This is a genomic window from Arboricoccus pini, from assembly GCF_900187945.1.
Lineage (GTDB): Bacteria > Pseudomonadota > Alphaproteobacteria > Geminicoccales > Geminicoccaceae > Arboricoccus > Arboricoccus pini.
Genome location: NZ_FYEH01000001.1, coordinates 284246 through 297851, shown reverse-complemented (window position 1 = coordinate 297851; position 13606 = coordinate 284246). Strand labels below are relative to the sequence as shown.

The 13606-nt window shown below is 61.3% G+C and carries 12 protein-coding genes; 11 read left to right on the top strand and 1 reads right to left on the bottom strand.

Features of this window, described 5'->3' with window-relative positions; genetic code table 11:
• Window positions 1–391 precede the first annotated feature (391 nt).
• From CFB17_RS01425 to CFB17_RS01400, 6 genes are read left to right on the top strand one after another with little or no spacing between them, the layout of a single operon-like run.
• Window positions 392–1687 (top strand): ABC transporter substrate-binding protein, encoded by a 1296-nt coding sequence (locus tag CFB17_RS01425; protein ID WP_088559603.1) that lies wholly within the window; start codon window positions 392–394, stop codon window positions 1685–1687.
• A gap of 41 nt (window positions 1688–1728) precedes the next feature.
• Window positions 1729–2592 carry a branched-chain amino acid ABC transporter permease gene (locus CFB17_RS01420; RefSeq protein ID WP_165769360.1) on the top strand — a complete coding sequence of 288 codons (864 nt, stop codon included), beginning with the start codon at window positions 1729–1731 and terminating at the stop codon, window positions 2590–2592.
• A 44-nt stretch (window positions 2593–2636) separates the two neighbouring features.
• The gene (locus CFB17_RS01415) at window positions 2637–3632 is read left to right on the top strand and encodes a branched-chain amino acid ABC transporter permease (RefSeq protein ID WP_165769359.1); all 996 of its coding nucleotides are present in this window, start codon (window positions 2637–2639) and stop codon (window positions 3630–3632) included.
• A 1-nt stretch (window position 3633) separates the two neighbouring features.
• Window positions 3634–4362: an ABC transporter ATP-binding protein gene (locus tag CFB17_RS01410; protein ID WP_088559600.1), complete on the top strand. Its 729-nt coding sequence runs from the start codon at window positions 3634–3636 to the stop codon at window positions 4360–4362.
• Complete coding sequence (locus CFB17_RS01405; protein WP_088559599.1) at window positions 4355–5062, top strand: ABC transporter ATP-binding protein; 708 nt, start codon at window positions 4355–4357, stop codon at window positions 5060–5062. Before CFB17_RS01410 ends, CFB17_RS01405 begins: the two co-directional genes overlap by 8 nt.
• A gap of 46 nt (window positions 5063–5108) precedes the next feature.
• Window positions 5109–6710, top strand: a complete 1602-nt coding sequence (locus CFB17_RS01400; RefSeq protein WP_088559598.1) for a GMC family oxidoreductase — start codon at window positions 5109–5111, stop codon at window positions 6708–6710.
• A 19-nt stretch (window positions 6711–6729) separates the two neighbouring features.
• Here CFB17_RS01400 and CFB17_RS01395 read toward each other — a convergent pair whose 3' ends face one another.
• A complete protein-coding gene (locus CFB17_RS01395; protein WP_088559597.1) occupies window positions 6730–7869 on the bottom strand; it encodes a GlxA family transcriptional regulator in 1140 nt (379 codons plus the stop codon).
• A 230-nt stretch (window positions 7870–8099) separates the two neighbouring features.
• On the opposite strand from CFB17_RS01395, the gene CFB17_RS01390 reads away from it, so the two are divergent.
• The 5 genes from CFB17_RS01390 (at window position 8100) to CFB17_RS01370 (ending at window position 13504) form a co-directional block, all read left to right on the top strand.
• A complete protein-coding gene (locus CFB17_RS01390; RefSeq protein WP_088559596.1) occupies window positions 8100–9149 on the top strand; it encodes a proline racemase family protein in 1050 nt (349 codons plus the stop codon).
• Window positions 9150–9213: 64 nt separating this feature from the next.
• Entirely contained in the window at window positions 9214–10422 is a 1209-nt protein-coding gene (gene solA, locus CFB17_RS01385) for an N-methyl-L-tryptophan oxidase (protein ID WP_088559595.1), read from the top strand.
• A complete protein-coding gene (locus tag CFB17_RS01380) occupies window positions 10419–10805 on the top strand; it encodes a carboxymuconolactone decarboxylase family protein (protein WP_088559594.1) in 387 nt (128 codons plus the stop codon). Before solA ends, CFB17_RS01380 begins: the two co-directional genes overlap by 4 nt.
• Before the next feature lie 54 nt (window positions 10806–10859).
• Window positions 10860–11852 (top strand): dipeptidase, encoded by a 993-nt coding sequence (locus CFB17_RS01375; RefSeq protein WP_088559593.1) that lies wholly within the window; start codon window positions 10860–10862, stop codon window positions 11850–11852.
• Between the two features lie 158 nt (window positions 11853–12010).
• A complete protein-coding gene (locus CFB17_RS01370) occupies window positions 12011–13504 on the top strand; it encodes an aldehyde dehydrogenase family protein (protein WP_088559592.1) in 1494 nt (497 codons plus the stop codon).
• Window positions 13505–13606: the final 102 nt, after the last annotated feature.

The following is a 13606-nucleotide window of genomic DNA, read 5'->3' as shown; positions in this document are numbered from 1 at the left end:
CGGCCGCCACTTCCTGCCTCAATTTGCCTTTGAAATGAAGCAGCTGAACGAGAACCAGTCCACCGCAAAGCGCGTGCTGCCAATGCCATTCGACCATGACATCGCCATATGCGACGAGCGACGCATCGCTAATTGGCTCATGTAGAGACGGCCTCTTCACCGCCCGGCGGCATGCTGGAGGAACGCAAGGCACTCGGATCGGACAAAAATTCCGTGGGAGGTCCAGGTGGCGTCCCCAAAGGCAGGATCGCGGATAGGGACGCCAAACTTCGGAAACTTCGCGCCAATGCGGAGGCCGGGCTCTCGCCATCTTGAAGGAAGCCTCCATGATGCGGCCATCTCAGGACCATAGCAGCAGGCCACCGGACCGAACGTTCGGCGGCCTCGATCAATGAGCGAGCCGCCGATGTACATCAAGAGACGATCCCTACTGGCGGGCTTGGGCGGCGCAGCCCTGGCCACCGGCAGTGTTAGGCTCACGCCCGCCCTGGCTGATACGGAAGCATTGAAAATCGGCGTCATCAACCCGCAGATCAAGGATTGCGCCGTTGTGGGCCTGCCCGTGACCCGGGGCGTCCAGATGTGGGCCGAGGAATTGAATGCTGCCGGTGGTGTCAACATCGGCGGCCAGCGGGTCAAGCTCGATGTCCGAGGTTACGACAATGCCTGCTACACGGCCGGCGAGGAGCTCAAGGCAGCTCGGCGCGCCATTCTCGAAGACGGCTGCAAATACGTCCTCCAGACCTATACGCCCGCTTGTCGGCGTGCCATCGCGACTTTGACGAACGAGCAAAAGGTACTGTCGATCGCCTATGGCGCCGGCTACGTCAGCAAGGAGTTTCCCTTCCTCATGGGCGGCGTTAGCGGTTCGCCGCTGGCCAACATGGTCATCATGAGCCACATGCTGGCGCAGCATCCGGAAGTTAAGAGGGTCGCTATTTTGACGAACGATACCTCGTTCGGAAAGGCCGGAAAGACCTACATGGAGGCCGGTGTGGCGCCTTACGCCGACCGTGTGCAGATCGTCTACAACGAAAGCTACAATCCGTCGGCTTCCAGCGACATGCTGGGACTTTTGACGCCTGTCATCGCGCAAAATCCGGACTTGATCTTCGAGCTCGGCTTCGAGGGGCCCACCAAGGCCCTGATGGTCTCGACGGCAACGCAGCTCGGCTTCACCGGTATCTTTGGCAGCGAGTTATGGGACATGCCGCTGTTCATCGAACAAGGCCTAGCCGCGGAGACCGCAGGCAGGCTCTACAGCAGCCCTGTCATCGACGGCTCGGAGCCGACAATCAGCCCCCGAGTCAACACCTTCTACAAAAACTACATCGAGCGCTTCGGCATCGGCCAATGGAGCCCTTGGGCGTCGATCGCCTATGCGACGGCGGCGACGCTTGAGGCAGGATGGGCGGCCGCCAAGAGCGCCGACCCCTCTATTGTCAAAGACACGCTTTATGGCTTGGAAACCGTAGCACACCCGATCTTCGGCGATTCGAAGTGGAGCGGCGAGGAGATCTTCGGCGTCAACCATCACCTCCTGACTCCGATGATCATGTACAAAACCGATCAGGCAGGCAACGTGGTCGCCGACAAGACGATCGACACGAGTGCCTGGTGGGCAATGAACAAGGATAAAGCTCTCCCGACGCTAAAAGCGGGCGGCCAGATTTTTGCGCAGAATTAAGCGCTTCTGAATTCGGCAGGTCGCCCCGTCCGGAGATCTCGGTGCAAATCGTTGCAAACATCTTTTTCCTCAGCGCGTTCTACCTTTCCTTTTCAATCGGACTCGCGCTGATCTTCGGCACCATGCGTGTGATCAACTACACGCATGGTGAAATGTATATGTTGGGCGCCTATACGATCTGGGCGATCAACTCACTTCTCCGCGGCACGATCCCATCGGTCCTCATCTTCATCATCGCGCTCGTTGTGGCCATGACCGTGATCGGGCTCCTCGGCGTGATCCTGCAAAAGACCGTGATCAGCCGCCTGCAAGGCAACACCTTCTCGATCTTCATGGCGACACTCGGCCTTTCCTATGTCCTGCAGGTCGTGATGATCGAGGTCGCGGGGCCGATCGGCAAGACCATCATCCCGCTGTTCCCGGGCATCGTGCGAATCGGCACTGTTATCCTGCCCATTCAGCGTCTCGTGATTTGCGGCGTGACGCTCGCTGTGGTGACGCTGCTTGGCTGGTTCCTGTTGCGGACGAATCTGGGGCGGGCGATCCGTGCTACCGCACAGAACCGATCCGGCGCGCTCCTCCAAGGCGTTGATATCCCACGCATCGAATCGATCACTATGTTCCTGGGCTGCGCTCTTGCCGCCACCTCCGGCGTCCTGATGGCCGGAACATTAAACATCAACCCGTTCATGGGCGGTGACGCCATCTGGCGCTCATTCATCATCATCATCGTCGGCGGGATTGGCAGCCTGCCGGGCGCGGCTTTGGCCTCCGTCGTCTTCGGCGCGCTGGACACGGTGCTCACCGTCACCAATCATGGCCAGTTCTCCGCCATGATCGACGCGCTGATCATGATCTTGATCCTGGCCTTCCGCCCGAACGGGCTGCTTGGAGTAAGGGAATGAGGAAGGAAGCAGGGCTTGGCGCGACCGCTTCCGAGGGATCTTCCATGCATGAGGGTAGCGTTCTGATGCGCTCTCTCATCGGCGTGGTCGTCACGATCCTGGGTCTGATGGCCTTGTGCGTCGCGCCAAGCTTCTTGAACGACTACGGCCGGAGCGTGCTCGTCATCTTCATGATCAACGCCATCCTGGTCATGAGCTATCGGCTGATCACGACGACGGGTGGCTGGTCGTTCGCCCATGTGGCCTTCATGGGCCTGAGCGCCTACACGATGGCGCTCATGACAACGGCGACGCCGCCCTGGTCGTTCTGGCTGGCCCTGCTGGCCGGCCCCTGCGTCGCTGGCGCCGTAGCCCTCGCCCTGGCCTTTCCGGTCCTGCGGACGCGCCAGCATTACTTCTTCCTGATCACCTTCGCGGCCAGCGAGGCGATCAACCAGTGCTTCGTGCAGTTCGACACGATCACCGGTGGCCCGAACGGTATCGCCTTCATTCCTCGACCAGGCTCACTTCTCGGACTGAACCTGTCCGAGCCGGCGCGTTATTACGAACTGGTTCTTTGCCTCGCGGTTGTCCTGGGCCTCATTCTCTACCTCATCGATCGCTCAAAGATCGGCGCCATCATGCGCGCTGTCGCCGGAAATGAGGACCTCTCGGAATCAATCGGAATCAACACGCAGGGCTTCAGGATTCTGGCCTTCGTCGTCGGTGCCGGGATCGCAGGCGTGGCCGGCGTCCTGTTCGCTGCCTATAACGGAATCATCAATCCGCCTGATTTCGGCCCCGGCGTGATGTTCAAGATCGTGGCGGCAGCTATTGTCGGCGGCACGAGCACCTTCTATGGCCCGTTGCTTGGCCTCCTATGCCTGACCGTCCTGGAAGAAGCGTCCCGCAATCAGGCGGAACTGATCCCACTTCTTTGGGGCGTAACGGTAGTAGCTGTCCTGTTGCTATCACCCGGCGGCCTCGAGACCCTCATCGATCGACGGCTTCGCGTCCAAAGATCGCTCCTGACACGTCGCCGGCCTGGACGCGGGGTCTGACATGCTCTTGCAGATCGACGCACTTCAAAAAAGCTTCGGCAAGCTCGCGGCCATCAAGTCTGTAAGCTTCGACGTGGCCGCCGGGCAGGTCCACGGCCTGATTGGCCCGAATGGTTCCGGCAAGACCACCTTGTTCAACCTCGTCAGCGGGTTCCTGTCGCCGACGGCGGGCCAAGTGCGATTTCGCGAGCGCGTCATCACGGGCCTCAAGGCGCATGCAATTGCCCGTCTGGGCTTAGTGCGGACCTTCCAACTGACCAGCGTCTATCCGGAAATGAGTGTAGCCGAGAACGTGCGCATGGGCCTGCATCGTCGCCCCGCCGGCTCTTCGGTCTCATCCTCCGCCCGCGTCCAGGAGCTTTTGGACATGATGGACCTGACCAGTTACCACGACACCAAAGCCGCCCTTTTACCTGCAGGATCGCAGCGCCTGCTCTCGATCGCCACCGCTCTTGCGACGAGCCCGCACATGCTGTTGCTCGACGAGCCACTGGCTGGCCTCAATCCGACCGAAAAAGCCGAGACCGTCAAGAAGATCCGTAGCGTCAGGGACGGAGGAACGACGATCCTGCTTGTCGAGCATGATATCAAGTCCGTCCTTAGCATCTGCGATCGGATCACCGCGATCAATTTCGGCGAAAAGATCGCGGAGGGAACGCCCGACGACATCGTCAAGGATGAAAGGTTGATCGAGGCTTATCTCGGCAACTGGGGCAAGGCTGATGCTTGAGCTCGACGAGGTGACAATCTCCTACGGCCCGAAGACGGCCGTGCGGCAGCTTTCCATCACGGCTGGCCAAAAGCAGATCACGACGATCATCGGCAGCAATGGTGCTGGCAAGACGACGACCTTGAAGGCGATATCCGGCCTCCTGCCGACGTCAGGTGGCAAGATCCGCTTCATGGGCGAGGTCATCAGTGGTCGAACGTGTGCCGAGGTCTTCCGATACGGGCTCGCTCACGTGCCCGAGGGGCGCGAATTGTTTCCCCGTATGACCGTCTATGACAATCTGATGATGGGCGCTTATACGCGTCGCGATCGAGGCCGTGTCACGGCCGACCTGGATAAGACGTTTCACTACTTTCCCGTACTCAAGGACAAGATGAAGTTGCTGGCCCGCAATCTCAGCGGCGGCGAGCAGCAGATGCTGGCCTTTGGGCGTGCCTTGATGTCGAATCCGAAAATGTTGCTCCTGGACGAGCCCTCGATCGGCCTTGCCCCGCTCATCGAGCAGCATTTGATCGCAACCGTGGCAAAGCTTGTCGAGGAAGAGGGGCTGGGCGTGCTTCTCGTCGAGCAGAACGCCGCCCTGGCGCTCAGTGTTTCCAATATCGGCTATGTCCTCGATCTCGGCAGCCTCGTCCTCGCGGGGAAGGCATCGGAACTCATGCGCAATGAAGACATCCGGCGTGTCTATCTCGGGCACTGAGCCGATATCGAACGTGGCCCCACGAAGGCATTTACAGGAAGTGAACATGGCCGCGACTTACGACTATATCGTTGTCGGCAGCGGGTCGGCTGGCACGGTGGTGGCAACGCGACTCGTGGAAGCCGGCCATAGCGTCCTGGTCCTTGAGGCCGGGAAGCACGACCGCTCGATCATGGTTCAGGCGCCTGCCGGCCTGTTCAAGCTGATCTCGACCGATCGCGCGCTGGTGCACGAGACCTCCAGCCAGGCCGCGGCGGGCGGACGAACGATGTTCATTCCGACAGGCCATACGCTCGGCGGTGGAAGTTCCATTAATGGAATGGTCTATATTCGCGGCCAACCGGAAGATTACGATACATGGGAAAGCCTAGGGAATAAGGGCTGGGCTTGGAAAGACGTGTTGCCTTACTTCGTCAATACGGAGAACAATACCCGGCTGGCTGGTGCGCATCATGGCACCAAGGGGCCCCTTCCGGTCACCGACATGCCCTTCAAGCACCCGTTGGCCCAGGCCTTCGTGCGGGCCGCGCAGCAGGCCGGATTCGAATATAATCACGATTTCAACCAGCCGATGCCGCGCGGCAATGTGCATGGCCAAAGTGGCGTCGGCTACTACCAGACGACGACACGTGGCGGAAAGCGCGCCAGTACGGTCGTGTCCCATCTCTCGCGTGTACGTGGTAGCAAGAAGCTGACGCTCAAGCTGCGCAGTCCCGTGGCCCGCCTCATTGTCGAGAACGAACGCGCTGTCGGTGCGGTCTGTCGTTTGCCGGATGGCACCGAGCGGGAGTATCGCGCCAATGCTGGCGTGGTGCTCTCGGCAGGCGCGCTCGTCTCCCCCAAGATCCTGATGTTGTCCGGCATCGGGCCCGCCGATCACCTTCGGCAACACGGCATTCCGGTGCGCATCGACCTTCCCGGCGTCGGCAAGAATATGCAAGATCACATCGAGGTGCACGTGACCGGCCGGCTGAGAGATCCGATCAGCATGGTGGGGCATGACAAAGGCCTCAAGAAGATCCGGCATGGACTAGAGTGGCTGCTGACCAAACAAGGCCTCCTCACCTCCAATATCTGCGAGTCCGGTGGCTTCTTCGATACCGACGGCGATGGCCGGCCGGACATGCAGATTCATGTCATAGCCGGTATCAATGGCGACTTCGACCGCGCGCCGCTGCCAGGCCACGGGATCTCACTCGATCCCGGCTTGTTGCGTCCACGATCCCGAGGCGAGGTTTGGCTCCGGAGCGCCAATCCGGACGATCGCCCGATCGTCGACCCTCATTTTCTCGAGGATCCGGAGGATGTTCAAGGTCTGATCCGGGGCGTGAGGGTGACGCGCGAGATCATGGCGTCTCCGGCTCTGGCCGACCTCATCACGGAGGAGCTTCTACCTGGATCGAACGTCCGGACGGATCAGGAGTTGGAGGCGTTCATTCGCAAATACGCCAAGACCGTCTATCACCCTGCTGGCACATGCCGCATGGGTCGAGATCCGCTTGGTGTGGTGGATGAACGCCTCAAGCTGCATGGCTTGGACAATCTCTGGGTCGCGGACACCTCAATCATGCCCAACCTGATCAGCGGCAACACCAACGCGCCCGCGATCATGATAGGCGAGCGGGCTGCCGATTTCATCCTCAACTAAGGGCCCGGCCGCGGGCCCATCAAAGCGGGGGGTACGGTCCCGATCCGACGAGATCCGAACGGGAAAAAGCAGGTTCCTCGTTGGCGCGAGGATGGGATCGGCGCACGAGACCAGGCGAAAGCCCGTAGGCCTGCCGGAAGACTCGCGACAAATGCGAGCTGTCGGCAAAGCCGCACTCGAACGCCACCTGGGTGATTGAGCGAGTTGTCTGGCTGATCAACCACGCTGCCCGTTTCAATCTGAGCGTCCTGTGATAGGCCCCGGGACTCATGCCAAGGACACTGCGGAAGCGACGATCGAGTTGCCGCACGCTGATATTCGCCTTGCGGGCAAGATCCGTCATGCAGATCGTCGCACCTAGGTTCTCGTTCATGAACTGGACCGCCTTACGCAAGCGGGCGTCGTTCAGATCGAAGCGCTCTTCCTCGAACGGCATCTGGCTGTGGCGGGGTTCACGTGGCCAGTCGATGACCAATTGCCGGCTGCCTTTGATTGCCCGGCCGCTGTCCCAATGTTGCTGAATGAAATAGGCGGCGAGATCGATGACCGCCGTCCCGCCCGCGCAGGTTACGCGGTCCTCTTCGACGATGAACAGTTCGTCGGCGACCGGCTGCACATCGGGGAACGCCTCGGCGAATTCCTTGAGATGATACCAATGCACACAGCACCGGCGCTGGTTCATCAGCCCGGCACGGGCAAGCACGAATGTTCCGGTACAAACGCCGACGAGCGTCACGCCTAGTTGATCGGCGCGACGAAGATACTCGACGATCGAGGGATCGACACAATCGTGGCCACGCACGAGCCCTCCGACGACGACGATATAGTCAAATCGGGCCGGATCCCCGAGTTCCGCCAAGGGCGTGATCTTGACACCGCAACTCGCGTCGACCGGCGCAAGCGTGGGACCGATTACGCTCCATCGGCAATGAACCTGCCGACTATTGTCGCCCTGGTCACCAGACAGACGAAGCATGTCGACGAACCCGCTAAAGGCCGTGAGGGTGAAATGCGGCAGGAGAAGGAAGCCGAAGGACAAGGTTGCCGTGCCGCCTGGGCGCTGCCTGGATGAGGGCCCAGCGGATGCCGCCTGACGTGGGTTGAACTTCGATTCGATCGCCTGGAGCGCCTTACTGCCTCGTTCCGAAGTCGCCACCATCGTATTTCCTCACCATCCTGGAGTAAGGCCAGAATAGCAGGATTCGTGCCCAATGCCGGCGCGGATCCAATGAGCATGCCCTTGGTTTCGTCGCGCCCGAGGGCCGCGCCTCGGCGTGGCGCGCATGTTCTCATTCACGCCCTTCGCCTTCTATCTCACCGAGAGATGTCCTCCTAACGTCCGCCCAGCCAAAGACCAGCACTATCGTGACAAGGACGGAGATCGGCTCGATGCGGTGGACAAAGCGGATCTCGATTGTCGACGTCCATGCGGCCGGCGAAGTCGGACGCGTCATAACGGGCGGCGTGCTGGACATTCCGGGCCGGACCATCGCGGAGAAAAAACGGCATCTTGAGACAGAAGCCGACGATCTGCGCCGATTTTGCCTGTTCGAGCCCCGCGGCAGTGCCGCCATGTCGGTCAATCTGCTTTTGCCACCGACGTCGGCAGCAGCCGATCTTGGCATGATCATCATGGAATCGACCGATTATCCGGCCATGTCCGGCTCGAACCTGATGTGCGTCTGCACAGCAGCACTCGAGCTTGGCATCGTGCCGATGACCGAGCCCGTAACCAAGCTCGTCGTCGAGACCCCAGCTGGACTATTGCCGGTCACGGCACATTGCCTGGACGGGAAGTGCCAATCCGTGACGCTCGACAACGTGCCCTGCTTCGTCGAGGAACTCGACGCGAACATCGAGGTCGAAGGCGTCGGCACGGTTCAGGCCGACATCACTTTCGGGGGCGCCTTCTTCGCCATCGTGGACGCTGCGCGCCTGGGTTTCGCGATGGTTCCCGATGAGGCGCGCGAGCTCGTGGACCTCGGGGAACGGATCAAGTCGGCGGCGAGCGAGCAATTTACGATTGTGCACCCGGAAATGCCCGACATCAATAGCGTGACATTTACGCTTTTCGGCGGGCCGCCGAGAGGAGCGGAGAATGTCCGCAAGAGCGCGGTCGTCATCTCGCCTGGCCGGCTCGACAGGAGCCCTTGCGGGACGGGTACCTGCGCCAGGCTGGCGACGCTTCATCACCGGGGATTAATCGCAAGCGGAACGCCCATGATTCACGAATCGCTGATCGGGACGCGCTTCATAGCCGAGGTCGTGGCGGAGACCGAGGTCGCCGGCCGTGCGGCTGTCGTGCCGCGCTTGACGGGGCAGGCCTGGATTTTCGGCACGCAGGAGTTGGCGCTCGATCCGAGCGACCCCTTCCCCGCCGGATTTACGCTGACCGACACATGGGGGAACGGTGTACGCGGCCTGAATTCGGCTCCATGACATTCATGGCCAGACTTCGACCATCAAGGCTCGATCGCGACGACGTTCAAGGAAAGGCCCGGTCGTGTCGACTGCCGATGTGATCGTGATCGGGCTGGGTGCCATGGGCAGCGCCGCTGCCTTTCAGCTCGCCAAGAGCGGACAGCGCGTGATCGGCATCGATCGTCACGCCCCGCCGCACGATCAAGGCTCGAGCCATGGCGAGACGCGTATCTCGCGTCAGGCCATTGGCGAGGGAGCGGCTTATGTCCCGCTGGTCCTTCGTTCGCACGAGATCTGGCGCGAGATCGAGGAGGAGACGCGCCAGAGCCTGCTTTTGACGTGCGGCGCTCTCGTGCTCAGTCCCCGGCAGGGAGCCGCGGCTCATCATGGAAAATCCGACTTCCTCCTCCAGACCGCCGCCTCGGCTGAGGCGTTCGGCATCCAGCATGAATTATTGGATGCCGCAGAAGTCGGGGCCCGATACCCGCAGCTCCGGCTGCGGGGTGACGAGATCGGCTATTTCGAGCCCGGAGGCGGACTGGTCTTCCCGGAAAGGTGCATTGAGGCACAGATCGCTCTGGCCAAGCGCCATGGGGCACAGATCAGAACCGGCGAGCGGGTCCTCGAATGGACGTCGACAGCGCATGGCGTGCGTGTCAGGACCGACCTCGATGTCTACGAGGCCGACCAGCTCGTCCTGGCTGCGGGTGCCTGGATGCCTGGGATCGCCGGGCCGGCGCTTACCTGCCTTGCCTTGCAACGCCAGACTCTCCATTGGTTCGAGGCGGAAGAGCCCGAACAATATCAGGCCGACCGCTTCCCCGTCTTCATCTGGATTCATGGGTCCGGCCCCGAAGACCTCTTTTACGGGTTTCCGATTGTCCCGGGCAGTCAAGGCGTGAAGGTCGCCAGGGAGACCACGCGTTTCATGTCCGCAACCGCCGATGGCCTCGACCGGGTCGTAGCGGAAAGTGAGTCGCAGGCGATGTTCGACGGCCACGTGGCAGGTCGGCTAAAAAGGGTTCGTTCGACCTGCCTGCGGGCGGCCGCCTGCATTTATACCGTGACACCCGACAATGACTTCGTGATCGATCGTCATCCAGAGCAGCCACGCGTGCTGTTGGTATCGGCCTGCTCGGGTCATGGCTTCAAGCATTCGGCGGCCATCGGCGAGGCTATCGCCCAGATCGCCCGTGGCGGCCAGACCAGCGGCCTGGCTTCCTTCGGCCTCGGCCGCCTCCTCGGGGCTGGCGGACAGTCGCAAGTCCCTCAACAGGATCGAATCCAATGACGAAGCTGATCGAGTATGACGAAGCCTCCGACGAGGTGAAGGCGATCTATGAAGAGATCATGGCCATGCGCGGTTTTCGCATGGTGCCAGCCTTCTATCGTGCCTTGGCGATCGATCCCATCTCGCTGCGCTCATTCTGGAATCGATACCGCGAGGTGCTCTCGAGGCCGAAGCTAACCAACCTGCAAAAGGAACTGGTCGGCATCGCTGTCTCGGTCTGCCTGTCGTCCAATTATTCGACCGAAGCGCATGTCGATATCGCACGGAAGCTGGGCATGGACGACGAAGCGCTGGGCGAGCTGATCGCCACGATCGGAATTTTTTCCGAAGTGGCGACCATCTGCAAGACCCTGTCGCTGAACTACGACGGCGACCCGCAATAAGCACACGGCTCCAGATCTCGACCATCACCCCGAAACTCTCAAAGGACACGTTCGATGACCTCCAATTCAGCGGCTCTGCACAGAGACGCGGTCGTCTTTGACGGCCTGATCGTCTCCAACTGGAGCCGTGAGGTGTTCGAGGACATGCTCAAGGGCGGAATAACCGCCGCCAATTGCACCTGCAGCCTTTGGGAAGACTTCAAGGGCACGATGGCAAACATCGTCAAATGGAACGGCTGGTTTCGCGAGTTCAGCGATCTGATTTTGCAGGTCCGCTCGGTTGACGATATTGCGCGGGCAAAGGCCGAGAACAAGATCGGCATCGTTCTGGGCTGGCAGAACACCTCCGCCATCGAGGACCAGCTGGGCTATCTCGAGATCTTCCGGGACCTGGGAGTGAAGGTGATGCAGATCACCTACAATACCCAGAACCTGAGCGGCTCGGGCTGCCGCGAGACCCGCGACGGTGGTCTTTCGGACTATGGTCGCGACGTGCTCTGGGAAATGAACCGGCTCGGCATCTTGTGCGACCTCTCGCATGTCGGCCCGAAGACCGGCGAAGATGTCATCCGCGCCTCCAAGCGTCCCGTCGCCTACACCCACGTGTGCCCCGCGGCGCTGAAGGCCAATCCGCGCAACAAGACGGACGAGCAACTCCGCCTGATCGCCGAGCACGGCGGCTTTGTCGGTGTCACCCTCTACCCCTGGTTCCTGAAACGCGGCAACGATTCGACGCTCGAGGATTTCGTCGAGGCGGTCGAATACGTGTTGGCGCTACTTGGCGAGGATCGGGTCGGCTACGGCACCGATTTCACGCAGGGCTACGGCAACGAGTTCCTGGACTATATCGGCAGCGACAAGGGCTATGGCCGACGCGTCGTCCCGGTCGCCGATGCGATTTTCCCGGCCGACATGCGCACGCTCGGCCAGACGCCCAACATGACCGAGGCGATGCTCAAGCGCGGCTGGTCGGAGAAGCGGATCCGGAGCGTGATGGGCGAGAACTGGGTCAGATTCCTGAAAGAATCCTGGGAAACCGGTGTCTGATCGGCGGCATTGGCTATGGCGATTGCCGGCGAGTTCCGGTTGATCGGCTTTCCGGCCTGACGCACCACCTGCCTTCGCAGGTTGCGCACGGACTTGAACGACAGCCGAGGCCAATCTGCAATTCGACTTTTAACATCCGAGAGACCCCGATGGGAAACATGGCCCCTTTTGATAGGCAAGCCTATCTAGACGATGCCGCCAAGGCCTTCCTGGCCCACCGACCGAAAATGCTCATCGGCGGCGATCTCGTCGACTCCGCATCGGGCAAGACGTTCGCGACTTATGATCCGGCTACCGGCCTACCGATCGTGGAGGTGCCAGAGGCGGACACAGCAGATGTCGATCTGGCCGTCCGCGCGGCGAACAAGGCTTTCCTTGGCGCCTGGGGCCGCACCAAGCCGTCGGAGCGGACCCGGCTGATCTGGCGATTGGCCGAGCTGCTCGAGCAGAACGCTGAAGAATTCGCGCAACTGGAATCGCTGGATACTGGAAAGCCCATCACGTTTGCCAGAGCCGCCGACATTCCCATAACGATCGAGGCGCTACGCTACACTGCTGGCTGGGCCACCAAGATTGCCGGCCAGGCGACGCCCGTCTCCCTGCCGGGCGAGCATTTGAGCTACACCTTGCGCGAACCGGTGGGAGTCGTAGCCGCGATCGTTCCCTGGAACTTTCCCTTGACTGCCGCGATGTGGAAGCTGGCCCCGGCTCTGGCGGCCGGCTGCACGATCGTTCTGAAGGCCGCCGAACAGACACCCTTGACCGCACTACGCTTTGCCGAGCTCGTCCTCGAGTGTGGGCTTCCCGCCGGCACGGTCAATATTCTGACGGGCTTTGGAGAAACCGCGGGGGCGGCCATGGCCGCCCACCCGGGTGTCGACAAGATTTCGTTCACCGGCTCGACGGAGGTGGGGCGTCTTATTCTCAAGGCCGCGGCGGGAAACCTCAAGAAGGTCACGCTCGAACTTGGCGGGAAGTCCCCCGTCATCCTGTTTCCCGACGCCGATCTGTCACGCGCCTCGAAAGGCATCGCATCGGCCATCTTCGGCAACCAGGGTCAGGTATGCTCCGCTGGGTCCATGCTCTATGCACACAGGAGCGTGCTCGATAAGGTTCTCGAAGGTGTCACCGCCATCGCTGAGAATCTCAAGGTCGGTTACGGCCTGGATCCGGCAACCGAACTCGGCCCCTTGATCTCGAAAGAGCAATTCACCCGTGTCATGGGATTCATCGAAGCCGGCCGCAAGGAAGGCGGGAACGTCGTTACCGGCGGTTCGGCGGCCGATACTGGCTATTTCGTCCAGCCTACGATCCTCGCCGACACGAACCCGGCCATGACAGTGGTCCGCGAAGAGATATTCGGGCCGGTCCTCTGCGTGCAGAGTTTCGACGATGAGGATCTGGACGCGATTGCGGCCCGCGCGAACGCCACGGTCTACGGCCTGGCTGCCAGCGTGTGGACCCGCGATGTCAGCGTCGCGCACAAGATGGCCGCGCGCATTCGTGCCGGCACCGTCTGGATCAACACGCATGGCCCGACCGACAACGCCGTCCCGTTCGGAGGCTACAAACACTCCGGCTGGGGGCGCGAACTCGGCGCCGACGCCATAAATTCATACACCGAAATAAAGTCGGTCATCGCTGCTCTCTGAGCAAACTGACCAGCGACAAGAGAACCCGCCTGGGAGCCGGACAGGCCGGACGAGCGGCGGTTCTGCCTGAAGGCCGCATGATGGCCGCGACTTCAGCGGCCA